Raw genomic sequence first — 17,083 nt, 5'->3', positions numbered from 1 at the left:
ACCTGTTTTTCTGAATCACGATAGGAAGTTAGCTCACTTGGTAGAGAGGTTTGCTTCCTAAGACCCATATTAAATAGCGCCAAAACCAGTCTGAATCGGCGGCTGGGTTTCGTAGCTTGTTCCGGTGCCGTCGCCTTCCTTTTCAGATGGCATCCGATGGCGGATGCGTGCGCGCCACTGCGCCTTCCGGGCGGAGCACCCGCGCCTCGTAGACGGCATCGGACGTGGTGCCTTGCCAACGATTGAACGAAGCATCGAACCGCCTGATCTGCGGCAGCCCCACCAGCACCGGCAGCGGCCCGTGCAGCAGGTTGTTGGAGATGTCCACTTCGCGCAGCGCGAGATGGCTTCGAGACGCCGTCATCACACCGCTCAACCGGTTGTTGGCAAGCATCAGGCGCTCCAGCCTCGGGGTGGCGTGCAGTGCGGGCACCGGGCCGTCGAGCAGGTTGTTGTTGGCCTTCAGGACGCGCAGTTGCGTCAGCCCGCGCAGCGAAGGGAGGGGACCGTGCAGGTAGTTGAGCGACACCGTCAGTTCGCGCAACTGTGTTAGCGCGCCGAGGTAAGGTAAGCGGCCGCGCAGCTGGTTGTTGGACAGGCGCAGCCCGATGACGTGACGCTGCTGGTCATCGCAGCGCACGCCCGTCCATTGGCATTCGCTTCCAGCCGGTCCGCGCCAGCCGGCGCGCTCGGTCCACTGCGACCCTGCGGTGGCCTCGAACAGCGCAAGCAGCGCCTGCCGCTCGCTGGCCGGCACGGCAGCCTGTGCGCTGCCGGCCGCCATGGCGGCTGCCAACAGCAGGGCATAACGACCAGGCCGGATCGCCGACGTGCGCAGGTCGCGACGCCACGGGCGTGAGATAGGGGTGTTCATCGGTATCTTCTCCTCAAACATAGGTGATGGGCAACGGCCCTGCCGCGCTCAGCGACCAGCGGCCGTGCGCCAGCGTAGGCAGCAGGGGGCGCCACGCCCACCTGAAGAAAGTCACCTTTCGCGCCACTCGACTTGTTTCGTCCCCTTTCGGAGGGACGCTAGGCGGCACGCATGACGAAGTTCACCTGTGCCCGGATCGAAGCGGTTCCTACAGTACCTCGCATCCCGCGCGGCATGTTGCTGCGCCGTCACCCCGAGAGCCGCCCATGCCACACTTCGCCTCACCCTTCGTCACCGCAAGCGATGCGCACCCGATCCGGTCGCGGCCCCCACCGCGAGAGATCGGCCGCTTCGCCGAGACCTCCTCCGTCCGCTGGCTGCGCCGCGTGTTCGCCGTGCTCAACCGCACCGCTCCATCCGCTTCGGCGCGCCTGGCCTACGCGCTGCTCACGCGCCCGCCACGCGTGCCGGAGCGCGCATGGGAGGCGGCGATCCGCGCGCAGGCGCACACCAGCGCGCTGCCCTTTGGCACAGGCCGTCTGGCCGTCTACGAATGGGGCACCGGGCCCGCAGTGCTGCTGGTACACGGTTGGGGCGCCCGTGCCACACATTTCGGCAAGCTGGTTCCTGCCCTGGTCGCTTCGGGGCGGCGCGTCGTGGCCTTCGACGCGCCTGCGCATGGCCGCTCCAGCGGGCGCCACACCACGCTGCCCGACTTTGCTGAGGCGGTGGCCGCGGTGGCTGGACATGCGGGAGAAATCCAGAGCTTGATCGCGCATTCCTTCGGCGTCGCCATGGCCCTGTGGGCGCAAGCCGAATGGGGCCTGCGCGTTCAGAGGCAGGTGCTGTTCAGTTCCCTCGACCACTGCCAGTGGGTGACCGAGGAATTCGCCCGTCTGGTAGACCTGCCCTCAGCGGTGATCGAACGCGGCCGGCAGCTGATGGTCGAGCGCACCAACGGACGCATGACCTGGGACGCCCTGTCCGTGGCCGACTGGCTGCGGCAAAGCACGGCGCCGACCCTGCTGCTGCACGACGCCGACGATGCCGAGGTCCCAATTCACCACTTCTTCAACCTCATGAAGGCGTGCGCCCAGCGTCCGCTCGATCTGCACGTGACCGAGGGGCTCGGACATCACCGCCTGCTGGGCGATGCCGGCGTGATTGCCCGCGTCATGGACTTCCTGCACGCGCCAGGGCACTGACCTTTTCTTATCCTTCAACCCACAGGTGACACCATGCATATCGCCTTCTCACACCCGTTGTGGCTGCTTGCGCTGCTGGCCGGGCCAGCCGCGCTGACCGGTCTGGCCTGGCTGGCCGCGCTGATCGCCCGCATCGCCCACGGCATGCCCAAGCGCAACGAGGACATGGTGCTGACGGAGTAGCACGGCGGCGTCAGAACAGCCCCGTCACCTGCCCCGTGTCGTCCAGGTCGATGGTTTCGGCCGCCAGGCGCGCGGGCAGCCCGGGCATGGTCATGATGTCGCCGCACACCAGCACCACGAAGCCGGCGCCGGCCGACAGGCGCACTTCGCGGATGTGCACGGTGTGGCCGGTGGGCGCGCCCAGTCGCTTGGGGTCGGTCGAGAAGCTGTACTGGGTCTTGGCGATGCACACCGCCAGGTGGCCCCAGCCGTCGGCCTGCAGCTGCTTCAGGCGCGCCTCGGCCTCGGGGCTGGCGGTGATCTGCGCGGCGCCGTACACCTTCTGCGCCACCTGCAGCGCCTTGTCCCACAGGCTGTGCGCGTCGTCGTAGGCGAAGCGCGGCGCGCGCGGGGCGTGCTGATCGCACAGCGCCACCACTTCGCGCGCCAGCTCGGTCGCGCCCGCGCCGCCATCGGCCCAGTGGCGCGACAAGGCGTAGGGCACGCCGCGCGCGGCCATGCGGCTTTGCAGCAGCGCGTGCTCGGCCGTGGTGTCGGCCACGAAGTGGTTGGCCGCCACCACGCAGGGCAGGCCGAACACCTCGCGCACGATGTGCAGGTGGCGCTCCAGGTTGGCCAGGCCGGCCTCCAGCGCCGCCAGGTTCTCCTGCGCCAGCGCGTCCTTGGGCACGCCGCCCTGCATCTTCAGCGCGCGCACCGTGGTCACCAGCACGGCGGCCGTGGGTTGCAGGCCGGCGATGCGGCACTTGATGTCGAAGAACTTCTCGGCCCCCAGGTCGGCGCCAAAGCCGGCCTCGGTGATGGCGTAGTCGCCCAGCTTCAGCGCCGCGCGCGTGGCGATGACGGAATTGCAGCCGTGCGCGATGTTGCCGAACGGCCCGCCGTGCAGCAGCGCGGGGTTGTTCTCCAGCGTCTGCACCAGGTTGGGCGCCAGCGCGTCCTTCAGCAGCACGGCCATGGCGCCATGCGCTCTCAAATCCGCAGCGGTCACGGGCTTGCGGTCGCGCGTTTCGGCCACCACGATGCGGCCGAGGCGCTCCTTCAGGTCGCTCATCGAGCGCGACAGGCACAGCACCGCCATCACCTCCGACGCGGCGACGATGTCGAAGCCGCCCTCGCGCGGGTAGCCGTTGGCCGGGCCGCCCAGGCCCACGGCGATGTGGCGCAGCGCGCGGTCGTTCATGTCCATCACGCGGCGCCAGAACACGCGCCGCACGTCGATGCCCATCGCGTTGCCCTGATGCACGTGGTTGTCGAGCACGGCGGCCAGCAGGTTGTGCGCCAGCGCGATGGCGTGGAAGTCGCCGGTGAAGTGCAGGTTGATGTCTTCCATCGGCACCACCTGCGCGTGGCCGCCGCCGGCCGCGCCGCCCTTCATGCCGAACACCGGGCCGATGGACGGCTCGCGCAACGCCAGCACGGCCTTGTGGCCCAGCCGGTTCATGCCGTCGGCCAGGCCGACCGAGGTGGTCGTCTTGCCCTCGCCCGCCGGCGTGGGGCTGGTGGCGGTGACCAGGATCAGCTTGCCATCGGGCCGCTCATCCAGCGACTGCAGCCAAGGCAACGCGATCTTGGCCTTGTAGTGGCCATAGGGCACCAGGTGTTCGTCGGCGATGCCGAGGCGCTCGCGCGCGATGTCGGTGATGCGGCGCAGCGTGGCGCGGCGGGCGATGTCGAGGTCGTGAAGGGCCATGGGCAGGGTTCGGCGTTGAGCGTGCGGCGTTGAGCGTATCAGCGCGGCCGGGCGTGGCCCGAGCGGATTTTCACCCTGAGGCGGGCGCCACTCAGCGCTTGCCGCGGCCGACCGGGCTGCCACGCTTGGCGGCCTTGCGCGCTGACGGCGAGCGCGCGGCGGTGGCGCGCGGCGGCAGGCCAGTGTGCTGCGTCAGAACCGCTCCGCGCGCAGGCTGGACGGGCGCGGAGCGCTTCTTTTTTTGCACTTCCGGCGTGGGCGCCGGCGCGCTGGCGGTGGAGTTGTTGCGCCGCGCGCTCTGGTAACTGCCATCGATCACCGGCTGCCAGGCGGGTATGAGGTGCTGCTTGCCGCTGCCGATCAGGTCGTGGCGGCCCATGCGCTTCAAGGCTTCGCGCAGCAACGGCCAGTTGTTGGGGTCGTGGTAGCGCAGGAAAGCCTTGTGCAGGCGGCGGCGGCGCTCGCCCTTGACGGTGTCCACTGCTTCGCCGCGCTCGTCGCGGTGCACGCCGACCAGCGGATTGAGGCCGGTGTGGTACATCGCCGTCGCCGTGGCCATGGGCGAGGGGTAGAAGGCCTGCACCTGGTCGGCGCGAAAGCCGTTTTGCTTGAGCCACAGCGCCAGGTTGAGCATGTCTTCATCGGTCGTGCCGGGGTGTGCGGCGATGAAGTATGGGATCAAAAACTGCTGCTTGCCCGCCTGGGCACTGAACTTCTCGAACAGCTGCTTGAACTTGTCGTAGCTGCCGATGCCGGGCTTCATCATCTTCGACAGCGGGCCTTCCTCGGTGTGCTCGGGCGCGATCTTCAGGTAGCCGCCGACGTGGTGTTGCACCAGTTCCTTCACGTAGGACGGCGAGCGAATCGCCAGGTCGTAGCGCAGGCCGGAGCCGACCAGCACCTTTTTCACGCCGGGCAGTGCGCGCGTGCGCTGGTAGATGCGCGTGAGCGGGGCGTGGTCGGTGGTCAGGTTCTGGCAGATGCCGGGATACACGCAACTCGGCTTGCGGCAGGCGGCTTCGATCTCGGGCGACTTGCAGCCCAGGCGGTACATGTTGGCGGTGGGGCCGCCCAGGTCGCTGACGACGCCGGTGAAGCCTTGCACCTTGTCGCGCATCTCTTCCACTTCGCGCAGGATGGATTTCTCGCTGCGGCTTTGGATGATGCGGCCTTCGTGCTCGGTGATGGAGCAGAAGGTGCAGCCACCGAAGCAGCCGCGCATGATGTTGACGCTGAAGCGGATCATCTCCCACGCGGGGATCTTGGTGTCGCCATCGTGGCGACCGCGCGCGTCGGCGTAGCGCGGGTGCGGGTTGCGCGCGTAGGGCAGGTCGAAGATGTGGTCCATCTCGGCCGTGGTCAGCGGGATGGGCGGCGGGTTGAGCCACACGTCGCGCGCGGTGGCGCCCTCGCCGTGCGCCTGCACCAGGGCGCGGGCGTTGCCGGGGTTGGTCTCCAGGTGCAGCACGCGGTTGGCGTGGGCGTAGAGCACGGGGTCGCGCTTGACCTGCTCGTAGCTGGGCAGGCGGATGACGGTGCGATCACGCGGCGGGCGCGTGCTGCGCAGCGCCGGGTTGGGCACGAACACCAGCGGTTGCGCCGCAGGCTGAGGTTCTAAATAAAATTCGCCCTGAGTCGCCGTGAAATCTGATGTTTCAGCTATATTTTTTGCAGTATTCGATGCTTCCATCGAACACGAAGCCCCCTGCGCCGCGGCCTGTTCGCCGGTGGTCTGGTAGGGGTTGATGTGCGCTTCGACGCGGCCAGGCTGATCGACCTCGGTCGAGTCGATCTCGAACCAGCCCGGCTCGCTCACACGGCGCACGAAGGCGGTGCCACGCACGTCGGTGATCTGCCCGATGGGCTCGCGCCGCGCCAGCCGGTGTGCCACCTCGACCAGCGCGCGCTCGGCGTTGCCGTACAGGAGCAGGTCGCACTTGCTGTCGACCACGATGGAGCGGCGCACCTTGTCGCTCCAGTAGTCGTAGTGGGCGATGCGGCGCAGGCTGCCCTCGATGCCGCCCAGCACGATGGGCACGTCCTTGTAGGCCTCGCGGCAGCGCTGGCTGTAGACGATGGCGGCGCGGTCGGGCCGCTTGCCGCCCACGTCGCCGGGGGTGTAGGCATCGTCGCTGCGGATTTTGCGATCGGCCGTGTAGCGGTTGATCATCGAATCCATGTTGCCCGCCGTCACGCCCCAGAACAGGTTGGGCCGGCCCAGCGCCTTGAAGGGCTCGGCGCTGTGCCAGTCGGGCTGCGCGATGATGCCGACGCGAAAGCCCTGCGCCTCCAGCACGCGGCCGATCACGGCCATGCCGAAGCTCGGGTGGTCGACATAGGCATCGCCCGTCACCAGCACCACGTCGCACGAATCCCAGCCGAGCGCCTCCATCTCGGCCCGGCTCATGGGCAGATAGGGCGCGGTGCCGAAGCGCTTGGCCCAGAAGGGCTTGTAGCTGGTGATCGGCTTGGCCGCGCGCGGGAAGAAGGAGACGTCGATGGGGGCGTTCATGGGGTCACGGCGGCGCAAGGGGCCTGGGCGGCCGGCCGTGTGCAGGGCAGATGGGGGCTGATTCTAGGTTTTCAGCCCATTCCGCGCTGCCGCAGGCTCTTCGGGCGCGGCTCAGTGCCGCTCGATCAGCTGGCCGCGCAGCTCGCCATCGGGATAGCGGGCGGTGCGGATGTTCACGTACCACTGGCCGGCCAGCAGGTCGGCGCGCTGCCGGGGCGTGAGCATGGCGCGGCCTTCGGCAGGGTTGGCGAGCGTGCGGCCGAGCATCATCACGCGCGGCGCGACTTCGCCGCTCATGCCGGGGCTGTGGAAGTGCGCGCCGGTCACCGGGCCGCTCAGGCCGCTGAAGTTGAGCTTCCACTGCAGCAGGCCGGTATTGCGGTTGAGCACGGCCACCAGCTCACCCTGCGCGGCGCTGTCGCTGGGCGGCACCACGTTGCTGCCGTTCAGCCGGGCGCTGAAGGCCGCCAGCTCGGGCTGGCGCGCGGGCTCGGCGCGCGGCATGGGGCGGATCGGCGGCGCCGGCTGCGTGACGGGCGGGCTGGCGCAGGCGGCCAGCAGGGCGGTGGTGATGGCGGCCACGGCCCAGCGCCCGCTGCGGGCGACACCAAGGGGAACGGCGAAGGAAAAAAAATGCGCGGACGACATGCCGCGCACCTTATCACCCGCCCCGCCTCAGCCGGGCGGGGCTTACAGGCGGATACCTTCGTGTCGTCTGGCTTGCGACTTCAGTTCACCACGCGCAACTGGCCGCGCAGCTCGCCCGACGGGTAGCTGGTGGTGTGCACGTTGACGTACCAGCGCCCGTCCATCAGGTCGACCGCCTGGTTGGGCGTGAGCGTGGCGCGGCCCTCGTAGGTGGGGCCGAAGGGACCGGGCCACACCATCACCGCGGGGGCGGTCTGCCCCTCGGCCGCCGGGCCGTGGAACTGCACGCCGGTGATCGCGCCGCTGAGGCCGGACCAGGTGGTCTTCCAGCGCAGCACGCGGGAGTTGCTGTCGTACACGGCGTCGAGTTGCGCCGTGCCATTGCTGCGCGTGGGCGGCATGGCGCTGCTGCCGTCGAGGCGCGTGATCAGCGCCACCAGGTGGGCGTTGGGGTCGATCGGTGCGGGCACGGCGACCGGCGGCGGCATGGTCTGCCCCACCGGCGGCAGCGGTTGCGGCACGGGCTGCGACGGCGGGATGGCCTGCGGCTGCGCGATGGGCGGCGGCGGCACCTGCGGCCCGGGCAAGGGCTGGGGCGCGCGCACGGGCGGCGGGTCGTAGCGCGGCCCCAGATCGACCGTGGCGCAGGCGCTGGCCAGCAGGGCGGCCGCCAGCACGGCAACCGAATGGCGCGGAGGAACCAGGTGGATCGAAGACATGCGGGCAACTCCTTTGCTTGTGACGTGGAACTGGGGCGATGTTAAGCGCGGCGGGGGCGTGCCTCTGTAGGTCGGTGCCCGCACGCGCCCACGCAAAGCGCCCCGGGGCACCCCTCGAACGCGGGGTGACGCGGCACTGCCACACCTGCAATAGCTACCATTAAAATAGCGCCTGGCGCTTGCTGCATGGGCGCTCAAGGCCAATTTGGCTTGAAATTCAGCGCGCGGCGCGGTTCACAGCAGCTCGGCCGTCTGCACCGTGACCACCACGGTCTGCAACTGGCCGTCGCGCTCGCGGCTGCGCAGCCACCAGATGGCGCCCTTCTTGACCGAGCATTCGTGCTCGGCCATGCCCAGCAGGCGCGAGATGGTCTCGCCCAGCGTAGGCTGGTGGCCGACGATCAGCACCGGCGCCTTGCCATTCGGCCAGCCGGCCAGTTGCAGCAGCTGCTCGGGGCTGGCACCGGGCTGCAGCTCGTCGTGCAGCTTGTACTTGCGGCCCAGCGCCAGCACCGTCTGCTCGGTGCGGATGGCCGGGCTGCACAGGATGCGCGTGCCCTCGGGCAGCTGGCGATCCAGCCAGGCGGCCATGCGCGTGGCCTGCTTGTCGCCGCGGCGCGTCAGCGGGCGGTCCAGGTCGGTCATCATGCCTTCGGGGTCTTGCGCCTCGGCGTGGCGCCACAGAATCAGGTCCATCGTTCACTCTCCTCCAGATTGCTTCAGGATCGGTAGCGCTCCATCAAGGCCGCCTGGGCGCTGGGGCCGGGTGGCGCACCGGGCGGGACGACGCTGCGGTAGTGCCCGCCGTCTTCCATCACCCAGGCGTCGCGCGCGTCGTGCAAGTAGGCCAGCAGGCATTCGTCGATGATGCGCTGGCGCAGCAGCGGGTCGGTCACCTGCCAGGCGGTTTCGACGCGGCGCAGCATGTTGCGGTTCATCCAGTCGGCCGACGACAGCCACAGCTGCTCATCGGCCCCGGCGCGGAAATAGAACACGCGCGAATGCTCCAGAAAGCGGCCGATGATGCTGCGCACGCGGATGTTTTTGGTCAGCGCCGCCGGCAGCATGCAGGCGCCGCGCACGATCAGGTCGATCTTCGCCCCCGCATCGCCGGCGCGCAGCAGCGCCACGATCAGCGCCTCGTCGGTCAGCGCGTTCATCTTGGCGACGATGCGCCCGCCCCGCCCCTTCATCGCTGCCTGCGCCACGGCGTCGATCTTGGCCAGCATCTGCCGGTGCAGCGTGAACGGCGCCAGCAGCATGCGCTGCATGCGCGGCAGGCGGCTGTGGCTGGCCAGGTGCACGAACAGCTGGTCCATGTCGGACGTGAGGCGCGCGTCGGCCGTCAGGTAGCTCAGGTCGGTGTACAGCGCCGCCGTGCGCGGGTTGTAGTTGCCGGTCGACAAATGGCCGTAGCGGCGCAGCTGGCGGCCTTCGCGCCGCGTCACCAGCAGCATCTTGGCGTGGGTTTTGAGGCCCACCACGCCGTACACCACCTGCGCGCCAGCGCGCTCCAGGTGTTCGGCCCAGTTGATGTTGGCCTCCTCGTCGAAGCGCGCCTTCAGCTCGACCACGGCCGTCACTTCCTTGCCGCGGCGCTGCGCGTCGATCAGCAGGTCCATCATGCGGCTGTCGTTGCCGGTGCGGTAGATGGTCTGCTTGATGGCCAGCACGGCCGGGTCGTGCACGGCCTCGCGCAGGAAGTCGATCACGCCGTCGAAGCTCTCGAACGGCAGGTGCGTCAGCACGTCGCCGCGCTTGAGGCGCTCGAACACCGATTCGCCGCGCTTGAGTTGCACCGGATAGCTGGCGCTGTAGGGCGCGAACAGCAACTCCGGGGCGTCGACCAGCGAGATCAGCTGCTGCAGGCGCACCAGGTTCACCGGCCCTTGCACCTTGAACAGCGCCTCGGCCGGCAGCCTGAACTGGCGCAGCAAAAAGTCGGACAGCTCGGGCGAGCAGGCCGACGACACCTCCAGCCGCATGGCCAGGCCGTAGTGGCGCTGGTGCAGTTCCTGCCGCAGCGCAGTGCGCAGGTTCTTCACTTCCTGCTCGTCCACCGACAGATCGGAATCGCGCGTGACACGGAAGTGCGAGAAGTCGCCCACCTCGCGCCCCGGGAACAGATCGGGCAAGTGCGCGCGCACCACGCTGGAGAGCATGACGAACAGCGTTTCGCCGCCGCTCACGCGCTCGGGCAGGCGCAGCACGCGCGGCAGCACGCGCGGCACCTTGACGATGGCGATCTCGTTGCGGCGGCCGAAGGCGTCCTTGCCCTTGAGCTGCACGATGAAGTTGAGCGACTTGTTGGCCACCTGCGGAAACGGGTGCGCCGGGTCCAGCGCCACCGGCACCAAGAGCGGCTTGACCTCGCGCAGGAAATGCTCGCGCACCCACTTGCGCTGCGCCTCGTTGCGGTCGAGGTGCGACACGATGCGCAGGCGCTTGGCGGCCATGGCCGGCAGCAGCACGTCGTTGTAGATGGCGTACTGCCGGTTCACCAGCCCGTGCGCGGCCGCCATCAGGCGGCGCATGCCGCCACCGGCGTCGGTGCCGGCGCGCCAGGCCGTCAGGTGCGGCTCGGCGCGCACCTCGAAGAACTCGTCCAGGTTTGACGACACGATGCACAGGTAGCGCAGGCGCTCGAGCAGCGGCACGTCGGGCCGCTCGGCCCAGTGCAGCACGCGGTGGTTGAAGTCGAGGATGCTGGCATCGCGGTCGAGCAGCGGGTAGCGCGCGAGGATGGCGGCGGTATCAGCGGCGGCGGCGGCAGGCATGGCGGCACTTCAAAAAATGGAGCATCGCCGCAGGATACATCAGCCCGCCGCCGGTTGTGCCAGCGTGGCCGGGCGTGCCGGCACGAGGTATTCGCGGAACAGCCGGGCCGCCGCGTCCCAGCCGAAGCGCTGCGCGTGCGCCCGCGCATCGGCACGCGGAATGCGCAGCGCCTGCTGCACCGCATGGCGCAGGTCGGTGTGCATCACGCCGCCCACCGGCTGGCCGGGCGCGGCGGCCAGCACCTCGGTGGGGCCATCCACCGGGTACGCCGCCACGGGCGTGCCCGCAGCCATGGCCTCGAGCATCACCAGGCCAAAGGTATCGGCCCGGCTGGGAAACACGAACACGTCGGCCGCCGCGTACACGCGCGCCAGTTCTTCGCGGGGCAGTACGCCCAGCCAGCGCACCTGCGGGTAGCGGGCGCGCAGCTTGTCCTCCACCGGGCCGACGCCGCACACCACCTGGGTGCCGGGCAGATCCAGCTCCAGAAAGGCCTGGATGTTCTTCTCGTACGACACACGGCCGACGAACAGGTGCAGGGGCCGTGCGATGCGCCCCAGCGGCGCGTAGTCGATGGCCTTGGGCTCAAAGGCGAACAGGCGCGTGTCCACGCCGTGCGTCCATTCGCGCAGGTGGGTGAAGCCGCGCTGCGCCAGTCCCGCCGCCACGCCGCGCGTGGGCACCATCACGCCCGACGAGGGCCGGTGGAAGTGGCGGAAGAAGGCATAGCCCCACGGCAGCGGCAGCCTGACGGCGGCGTGCAGGATCTCGGGGAACTTCGTGTGGAAGGCCGTGGTGAAGGCCCAGCCGCGGCGCAGGCAATGGCGCCGCGCGGCCCAGCCCAGCGGGCCTTCGGTGGCGATGTGCACGGCGTCGGGCTGCGCGCGGTCCAGCAGGCCGCGCACTTGCGAGCCGGGTCGCACGGCCAGGTCGATGCCGGGATAGCCCGGGCAGGGGCGGGTCTTGAACTGGCCGGGCTCGATGACGATGACCTCGTCGCCGCTGGCGCGCAGCGACTGCACCAGCTCGACCAGCGTGGTCACCACGCCGTTGACCTGCGGCTGCCAGGCGTCGGTCACCAGAGCGATTTTCATGGAATTACTTCTAAAATAATAGCTGCTTGCGCTTGATGGGCAAGGGCTAGAGGCTTATTTGATTTAAGAAAACAAACAGCCGGACGCAGAGGACGCCAAGGTTTCGCAGAGGGCGCAGAAGAAAACATTGGTTTGGCTGTTTCTTTTGCGCCCTCTGCGGAGCTTCTGCGTCCTCTGCGTCCGGCTGTCCGGCTGTTTCACACGGTTTCCACCGCCCGCGACGGCGGCACCTCGGCCGCGTGGCCGGGCTGCCAGAAGATCAGCTCCAGCCGCCCGTCGTGGTGCTCCACCAGCGCGCTGCGGCTTTCCACCCAGTCGCCGTCGTTGCAGTACAGCATGCCGTCGATGCTGCGGATCTCGGCATGGTGGATGTGGCCGCACACCACGCCGTCGTAGCCGCGGCGACGTGCCTCGTTGGCCACCGCCACCTCGAAGTCGCTGACGTAGTTCACCGCCTTCTTCACCTTGAGCTTCAGGTAGGCCGACAGCGACCAGTACGGCAGCCCCAGGCGCGCGCGCAGGCTGTTGAAGTGGCGGTTGAGCTTGAGCACCGCCTCGTAGGCGTGGTCGCCCACATAGGCCAGCCACTTGGCGTGCTGAATCACGCCGTCGAAATAGTCGCCGTGCGTGATCCACAGGCGGAAGCCCTCGGCGGTGACGTGCACCGTCTCCTCCACCACGTCGATGCCGCCGAAGTTGTGGTTGAGGAAATGGCGCGCGAACTCGTCGTGGTTGCCCGGCACATAGACCACGTGGCAGCCCTTGCGCGCGCGGCGCAGGAGCTTCTGCACCACGTCGTTGTGCGACTGCGGCCAGAACCAGCGCCGGCGCAGCTGCCAACCGTCGATGATGTCGCCGATCAGGTAGAGCGACTCGCTGTCGTGTTCCTTCAGGAAGTCGAGCAGCGGCCCGGCCTGGCAGCCCGGCGTGCCGAGGTGGATGTCGGATATGAAAATGGCGCGGTACCGGGGTCGGTCGCGCGCCATGTCGGGCTCGTCGGCATCGCCGCCGCCACGCTCGGGCGGCGGACCCTGCCACGGCAGATCGGGGCCGCCAAAACGCGCAGTGACATCGCGGAACATGGCCGGTCGAACCGCCGCGGAGCAGGCGAAGTCAGCGGCCGCCGCGGCCGGACCTGCGCCGGCCGCCAGCGGCGTCCCCCCTCGCGCAGCAGAGGGGGGAAGGCTCCGACGGAGACTCAGGGGGGTGCTCACCTCAAGCCCCCAGGAAATGCTTGCGATAGCGCGGATGCAGGTCGGCGAAGCGCATCATCAGCGGCAGGTCGGCGCTGTTGAAGTCCGGGTCCCACGCGGGCGGGCCCAGCACCTTGGTGCCCAGGCGCAGGTAGCCCTTGATCAGCGCCGGCGCCTCGACGTCGAGCCGGTCGTTCAGGTTCTCCAGCGGCAGGGCCAGGCGCGGGCGCACCTGGAACTCGATGGGCGCGAGGTGCTTGGCGCGCACCTGGCGCCAGATGCTGGCCGCCACGTCGCCATTGAACACGCCGCCCTGCATCAGCGGGATGCTGGCGCAGCCGATCATGGTGTCGAGCTGGTTGCGCACCATGAACTCGCCCAGCGCCGTCCACAGCGCCATGATCACGCCGCCATGGCGGTGGTCGGGGTGCACGCAGCTGCGGCCCAGCTCCACCATGCGGTTGCGCAGGCCGCGCAGGCGCGTCAGGTCGAACTCGGTGTCGCTGTAGGTGCTCCCCACGCGCCTGGCCTGCACGGGCGTGAGCACGCGGTAGGTGCCGATCACTTCCTGCGTGGCTTCGTCGCGCACCAGCAGGTGCTCGCAGTAATCGTCGAACAGATCGATGTCGTGGCCGGGCACGGGCGTGTTCAGGCGCGCACCCATCTCACCGGCAAAAATCTGATAGCGCAGGCGCTGCGCGGCCCTCACTTCGTCGTGGTGCCGCGCCCACGCCACGCTGATCCCGCCGCCGACGCTTTTTGCCAGCGACCCCAGAATCGCGCCGTCGCCGCCCGGATGAAGCGACCCCCGGGGAAGATGCGCGGGCGAAGCCGGCGAAAACGCGATCGTGGGGGTGGGCAGTTCTTTCACGATGGAGGCTCCTTTCCTCTTTCTCGTGGGCTTCATGTTCATGGCGGTGCGTGACTTGCACATGGCAATCAAATGAAAGATTGATGACGGTACACCGCATCGGCGCCCTGCCCCCCGAATCAGGCGTTTGAAGTTGCGTGCAGATGCAACCAAGCCCGCCGCCGGCAGGGGGCGGGCTCGGGCAGCCGTCTGATCCCCGAATCGCGCCACGCCCCGAGGGCGACCCCGGCCAAGAAACGCATCTCGCCCAACGCATCAGAGCCCTTACCCCCGATGCGGGCAAACACGCCGCCGCGGCATCCCGTTAAGATAGTAATCAGTTACTATCTTTATCGTCCCCCGCATGGAACCCGCGCTCCCCAAACACCTCCCCGCCGACGCGCGGCGTGCCCACACGGTGGAGGCCGTGATGGCATTGGCCGCCACGCAGAACCCGAGCGAGATCACCACCGCCGCCATCGCGCAGCACATGCAGCTGACGCAGGGCGCGTTGTTCCGGCATTTCCCCAACAAGGAGGCGATCTGGCAGGCCGTCATGCAATGGGTGGCCGAGCAGTTGCTGGGCCGGCTCATTCGCGCGGCCGAAGGCAAAGAGGCCAAGGCATCGTCCGTCGCCGCGCTGCGCGCCATGTTCCTGGCCCACATCGGCTTCGTGGCCGAGCACCCCGGTGTGCCGCGCATGATGTTCGGCGAACTGCAGCGCGCCGAGACCACGCCGGCCAAGCAGCTGGTGCAGGCCTTGGTGACGCACTACGGCCAGCGCCTGCACACCCTGCTGGAAGAGGGCAAGGCGCGCGGCGAGCTGGCGCCCACGCTGGACAGCCAGGCCGCCGCCACGCTGTTCATCGGCACCGTGCAGGGCCTGGTGATGCAGGCCATGCTGGCCGGCGACATGGGGCGCATGCGCAGCGATGCGCCCCGCGTGTTCGAGATCTACCTGCGCGGCATTCGGAGCGACGCGACATGAAACTTCCCATCCGGGGCCGCACCCTCGGCCTGCTGGCCATCCTCGTGCCGCTGCTGGCACTGTTCGTCTGGGTGGTGCTGCGCGCCGGCCCGCTGGCGCCGGTGCCGGTCACGGTGGCCCAGGTGCAAAGCCGTGCCATCCAGCCGGCGCTGTTCGGCATCGGCACCGTGCAGGCGCGCTACACCTACAAGATCGGCCCCACCCTGCCGGCGCGCGTGCGCACGCTGAACGTGCACGTGGGCGATGCCGTAAAGGCTGGCCAGTTGCTGGGCGAGATGGACCCGGTGGACCTGGACAGCCGGATGCAGGCCCAGCAGGCGGTGCTGGGCCGCGCCGAGGCCAGCGTGCGCGAGGCGCAGGCGCGCCAGGCCTTCGCCCGCTCGCAGGCCGAGCGCTACCGCGTGCTGGAGCAGGCCCAGGCCGTGAGCCGCGAAAGCCTGGACACGCGCCGGCAAGAGCTGCAGATCGCCGACGCCGCGCTGACCGTGTCGCAGCAGGAGCTGGCCCGCGCCCGCGCCGACCAGCAGGCGCTGCGCGCGCAGCGCGACAACCTGCGCCTGCTGGCGCCGGTGGACGGCGTGGTGGTGCTGCGCGATGCCGACCCCGGCACCACCATCGTGGCCGGGCAGACGGTGATCGAGCTGCTCGACCCGAAGACGCTGTGGATCAACACCCGCTTCGACCAGGTGCGCGCCGCCGGGCTGGCGGCCGAACTGCCGGCGCAGATCGTGCTGCGCTCAGGTGCCGGCGAGCCGCTGGCCGGCCTGGTCAGCCGCATCGAACCCAAGGCCGACGCCGTGACCGAGGAAACGCTGGCCAAGGTCGACTTCGCGCAGATGCCCACGCCGCTGCCGCCCATCGGCGAGCTGGCCGAGGTCACCGTCACCCTGCCCGCGCTGCCGGCGGCGCCCACCATCCCCAACGCCGCCGTGCACCGGCAGAACGGGCAGACCGGCGTCTGGCGCATCCAGGGTAACAACCCCGTCTTCACGCCCGTGCAGCTGGGTGCTGCCGATCTGGACGGCCACGTGCAGGTGCACGATGGCCTGAAGGAAGGCGATCAACTGGTGGTCTACAGCGAAAAACCGCTGAACCCGCGCCACCGGCTGCAGGTGGTCGAGCAGATCGCCAAGGGGGCGAAATGATCAGCCTGGCCGGCCGCGACATCCTGCACGGCTGGGGCAAGTTCGTCTTCACCGGCATCGGGCTGGGCCTGCTGATCGGCGTGACGCTGATCATGGCCGGCGTGTACCGCGGCATGATCGACGATGCCCAGGCCCTGCTGGACAACAGCGGCGCCGACCTGTGGGTGGTGCAGCAGGACACGCTGGGGCCCTACGCCGAGCCCTCCAGCCTGCCCGACGACGCCTACCGCAGCGTGCGGCTGACGCGCGGTGTTGAACAGGCCGTCAACATCACCTACCTGACGATGCAGGCGCGGCGCGGCAGCCAGGACGTGCGCACCATGGTAGTGGGCGTGGCGCCCGGCGCCAGCACCCAGCCCGGCTGGCCGCGCCATCTGGTGGCGGGCCGCCACCTCACGCACAGCCATTACGAGGCGGTGGCCGACATCGCCTCCGGCTTCGCGCTGGGCGACCGCATCCAGATCCGGCGCAAGCAGTACACCGTGGTGGGGCTGACGCGGCGCATGGTGTCCTCGGGCGGCGATCCGATGATCTTCATCCCGCTGAAGGATGCCCAGGAAGCGCAGTTCCTCAAGGACAACGACGCCATCTGGCAAAGCCGCCGCCGCACCCAGGCCAACCCCGCCTTCAACCGGCCCGGCGCCCCCGGCGTGCTGGATGCCGTGATCGCCTCGCAGAGCAGCAACACCTCGGTCAACGCCGTCTTGGTCACGCTGCAGCCGGGCCATTCGGCCGACGAGGTGGCGCAGTCCATCGAGCGCTGGAAGCGCCTGACCGCCTACACGCGCGCCGACATGCAGGAAATCCTGGTCGGCAAGCTGATCTCCACCTCGGCCCGGCAGATCGGCATGTTCCTGGCCATCCTGGCGGTGGTCAGCGCGGCCATCGTGGCCTTCATCATCTACACGCTGACCATGGACAAGATCCGCGAGATCGCCGTGCTCAAGCTCATCGGCACGCGCAACCGCACCATCGCCTGGATGATCGCGCAGCAGGCGCTGGCGCTGGGCCTGATCGGCTTCATGGTGGGCAAGATCGCCGCCACGCTGGCCGGGCCGGCGTTTCCACGCTACGTGCTGCTGCTGCCGCAGGACACCATCACCGGCTTCTTTGTCGTGATGGGCATCTGCCTGCTGGCCAGCCTGGTGTCGATCCGGCTGGCGCTGAAAGTGGATCCCGCCGAGGCGGTCGGAGGCTGAGC

At 69.1% G+C, this 17,083-nt stretch carries 15 protein-coding genes; 5 read left to right on the top strand and 10 right to left on the bottom strand.

The features are described from left to right. Positions 1-142: 142 nt before the first annotated feature. Positions 143-874, bottom strand: a complete 732-nt coding sequence (locus tag ACFSCU_RS15325) for a hypothetical protein (RefSeq protein ID WP_377561087.1) — start codon at positions 872-874, stop codon at positions 143-145. Between the two features lie 266 nt (positions 875-1,140). On the opposite strand from ACFSCU_RS15325, the gene ACFSCU_RS15320 reads away from it, so the two are divergent. Together ACFSCU_RS15320 and ACFSCU_RS15315 are read left to right on the top strand one after the other, a co-directional pair. Beyond that, complete coding sequence (locus ACFSCU_RS15320) at positions 1,141-2,079, top strand: alpha/beta hydrolase (protein ID WP_180549414.1); 939 nt, start codon at positions 1,141-1,143, stop codon at positions 2,077-2,079. Between the two features lie 33 nt (positions 2,080-2,112). After that, positions 2,113-2,262: a hypothetical protein gene (locus ACFSCU_RS15315; RefSeq protein ID WP_180549415.1), complete on the top strand. Its 150-nt coding sequence runs from the start codon at positions 2,113-2,115 to the stop codon at positions 2,260-2,262. 10 nt (positions 2,263-2,272) lie between these two features. Here ACFSCU_RS15315 and ACFSCU_RS15310 read toward each other — a convergent pair whose 3' ends face one another. The 9 genes from ACFSCU_RS15310 to ACFSCU_RS15270 all read right to left on the bottom strand — a co-directional run bounded on the left by ACFSCU_RS15310 (position 2,273) and on the right by ACFSCU_RS15270 (position 13,770). After that, complete coding sequence (locus ACFSCU_RS15310; protein ID WP_333707739.1) at positions 2,273-3,955, bottom strand: formate--tetrahydrofolate ligase; 1,683 nt, start codon at positions 3,953-3,955, stop codon at positions 2,273-2,275. A gap of 91 nt (positions 3,956-4,046) precedes the next feature. Continuing rightward, on the bottom strand, positions 4,047-6,467 hold the full coding sequence (locus ACFSCU_RS15305) for a YgiQ family radical SAM protein (RefSeq protein WP_377561086.1): 2,421 nt from the start codon (positions 6,465-6,467) through the stop codon (positions 4,047-4,049). A gap of 111 nt (positions 6,468-6,578) precedes the next feature. Then, complete coding sequence (locus ACFSCU_RS15300) at positions 6,579-7,115, bottom strand: CHRD domain-containing protein (protein WP_333706103.1); 537 nt, start codon at positions 7,113-7,115, stop codon at positions 6,579-6,581. A gap of 80 nt (positions 7,116-7,195) precedes the next feature. Then, positions 7,196-7,834, bottom strand: coding sequence for a CHRD domain-containing protein (locus tag ACFSCU_RS15295; RefSeq protein WP_377561085.1), 639 nt, complete (start codon positions 7,832-7,834; stop codon positions 7,196-7,198). Between the two features lie 234 nt (positions 7,835-8,068). Further along, positions 8,069-8,530 (bottom strand): SixA phosphatase family protein, encoded by a 462-nt coding sequence (locus ACFSCU_RS15290; protein WP_180549418.1) that lies wholly within the window; start codon positions 8,528-8,530, stop codon positions 8,069-8,071. A 23-nt stretch (positions 8,531-8,553) separates the two neighbouring features. Continuing rightward, positions 8,554-10,611 (bottom strand): polyphosphate kinase 1, encoded by a 2,058-nt coding sequence (gene ppk1 / locus ACFSCU_RS15285; RefSeq protein ID WP_180549419.1) that lies wholly within the window; start codon positions 10,609-10,611, stop codon positions 8,554-8,556. 39 nt (positions 10,612-10,650) lie between these two features. Further along, entirely contained in the window at positions 10,651-11,706 is a 1,056-nt protein-coding gene (locus ACFSCU_RS15280; protein ID WP_377561084.1) for a glycosyltransferase family 4 protein, read from the bottom strand. Positions 11,707-11,903: 197 nt separating this feature from the next. Further along, the gene (locus ACFSCU_RS15275; protein ID WP_180549420.1) at positions 11,904-12,788 is read right to left on the bottom strand and encodes a UDP-2,3-diacylglucosamine diphosphatase; all 885 of its coding nucleotides are present in this window, start codon (positions 12,786-12,788) and stop codon (positions 11,904-11,906) included. A 133-nt stretch (positions 12,789-12,921) separates the two neighbouring features. Then, positions 12,922-13,770, bottom strand: a complete 849-nt coding sequence (locus ACFSCU_RS15270) for a GNAT family N-acetyltransferase (protein ID WP_333706106.1) — start codon at positions 13,768-13,770, stop codon at positions 12,922-12,924. 343 nt (positions 13,771-14,113) lie between these two features. Here ACFSCU_RS15270 and ACFSCU_RS15265 point away from each other — a divergent pair, with 343 nt between their 5' ends. The 3 genes from ACFSCU_RS15265 to ACFSCU_RS15255 are packed head-to-tail and all read left to right on the top strand — an operon-like array spanning position 14,114 to position 17,081. After that, complete coding sequence (locus tag ACFSCU_RS15265; protein ID WP_180549421.1) at positions 14,114-14,737, top strand: TetR/AcrR family transcriptional regulator; 624 nt, start codon at positions 14,114-14,116, stop codon at positions 14,735-14,737. Next, positions 14,734-15,882: an efflux RND transporter periplasmic adaptor subunit gene (locus ACFSCU_RS15260; RefSeq protein ID WP_377561083.1), complete on the top strand. Its 1,149-nt coding sequence runs from the start codon at positions 14,734-14,736 to the stop codon at positions 15,880-15,882. The genes ACFSCU_RS15265 and ACFSCU_RS15260 overlap by 4 nt, the downstream gene beginning before the upstream one ends. Then, complete coding sequence (locus tag ACFSCU_RS15255) at positions 15,879-17,081, top strand: ABC transporter permease (protein WP_180549422.1); 1,203 nt, start codon at positions 15,879-15,881, stop codon at positions 17,079-17,081. The genes ACFSCU_RS15260 and ACFSCU_RS15255 overlap by 4 nt, the downstream gene beginning before the upstream one ends. Positions 17,082-17,083: the final 2 nt, after the last annotated feature.

It is taken from the genome of Ottowia beijingensis (assembly GCF_042680925.1).
Classification (GTDB): domain Bacteria; phylum Pseudomonadota; class Gammaproteobacteria; order Burkholderiales; family Burkholderiaceae_C; genus Ottowia; species Ottowia beijingensis.
Note: the sequence above shows the minus strand (reverse complement) of the source record. Positions and strands in the feature narration are given on the sequence as shown.

Excerpts from the sequence above, each read along its gene's own strand:
- ACFSCU_RS15305 (WP_377561086.1), bottom strand. The coding sequence starts at position 6,467 with ATGAACGCCCCCATCGACGTCTCCTTCTTCCCGCGCGCGGCCAAGCCG.
- ACFSCU_RS15255 (WP_180549422.1), top strand. The coding sequence starts at position 15,879 with ATGATCAGCCTGGCCGGCCGCGACATCCTGCACGGCTGGGGCAAGTTC.
- ACFSCU_RS15275 (WP_180549420.1), bottom strand. The coding sequence starts at position 12,788 with ATGTTCCGCGATGTCACTGCGCGTTTTGGCGGCCCCGATCTGCCGTGG.
- ACFSCU_RS15295 (WP_377561085.1), bottom strand. The coding sequence starts at position 7,834 with ATGTCTTCGATCCACCTGGTTCCTCCGCGCCATTCGGTTGCCGTGCTG.
- ACFSCU_RS15265 (WP_180549421.1), top strand. The coding sequence starts at position 14,114 with ATGGAACCCGCGCTCCCCAAACACCTCCCCGCCGACGCGCGGCGTGCC.
- ACFSCU_RS15325 (WP_377561087.1), bottom strand. The coding sequence starts at position 874 with ATGAACACCCCTATCTCACGCCCGTGGCGTCGCGACCTGCGCACGTCG.
- ACFSCU_RS15280 (WP_377561084.1), bottom strand. The coding sequence starts at position 11,706 with ATGAAAATCGCTCTGGTGACCGACGCCTGGCAGCCGCAGGTCAACGGC.
- ACFSCU_RS15290 (WP_180549418.1), bottom strand. The coding sequence starts at position 8,530 with ATGGACCTGATTCTGTGGCGCCACGCCGAGGCGCAAGACCCCGAAGGC.
- ACFSCU_RS15310 (WP_333707739.1), bottom strand. The coding sequence starts at position 3,955 with ATGGCCCTTCACGACCTCGACATCGCCCGCCGCGCCACGCTGCGCCGC.
- ACFSCU_RS15315 (WP_180549415.1), top strand. The coding sequence starts at position 2,113 with ATGCATATCGCCTTCTCACACCCGTTGTGGCTGCTTGCGCTGCTGGCC.
- ACFSCU_RS15320 (WP_180549414.1), top strand. The coding sequence starts at position 1,141 with ATGCCACACTTCGCCTCACCCTTCGTCACCGCAAGCGATGCGCACCCG.
- ppk1 (WP_180549419.1), bottom strand. The coding sequence starts at position 10,611 with ATGCCTGCCGCCGCCGCCGCTGATACCGCCGCCATCCTCGCGCGCTAC.
- ACFSCU_RS15300 (WP_333706103.1), bottom strand. The coding sequence starts at position 7,115 with ATGTCGTCCGCGCATTTTTTTTCCTTCGCCGTTCCCCTTGGTGTCGCC.
- ACFSCU_RS15260 (WP_377561083.1), top strand. The coding sequence starts at position 14,734 with ATGAAACTTCCCATCCGGGGCCGCACCCTCGGCCTGCTGGCCATCCTC.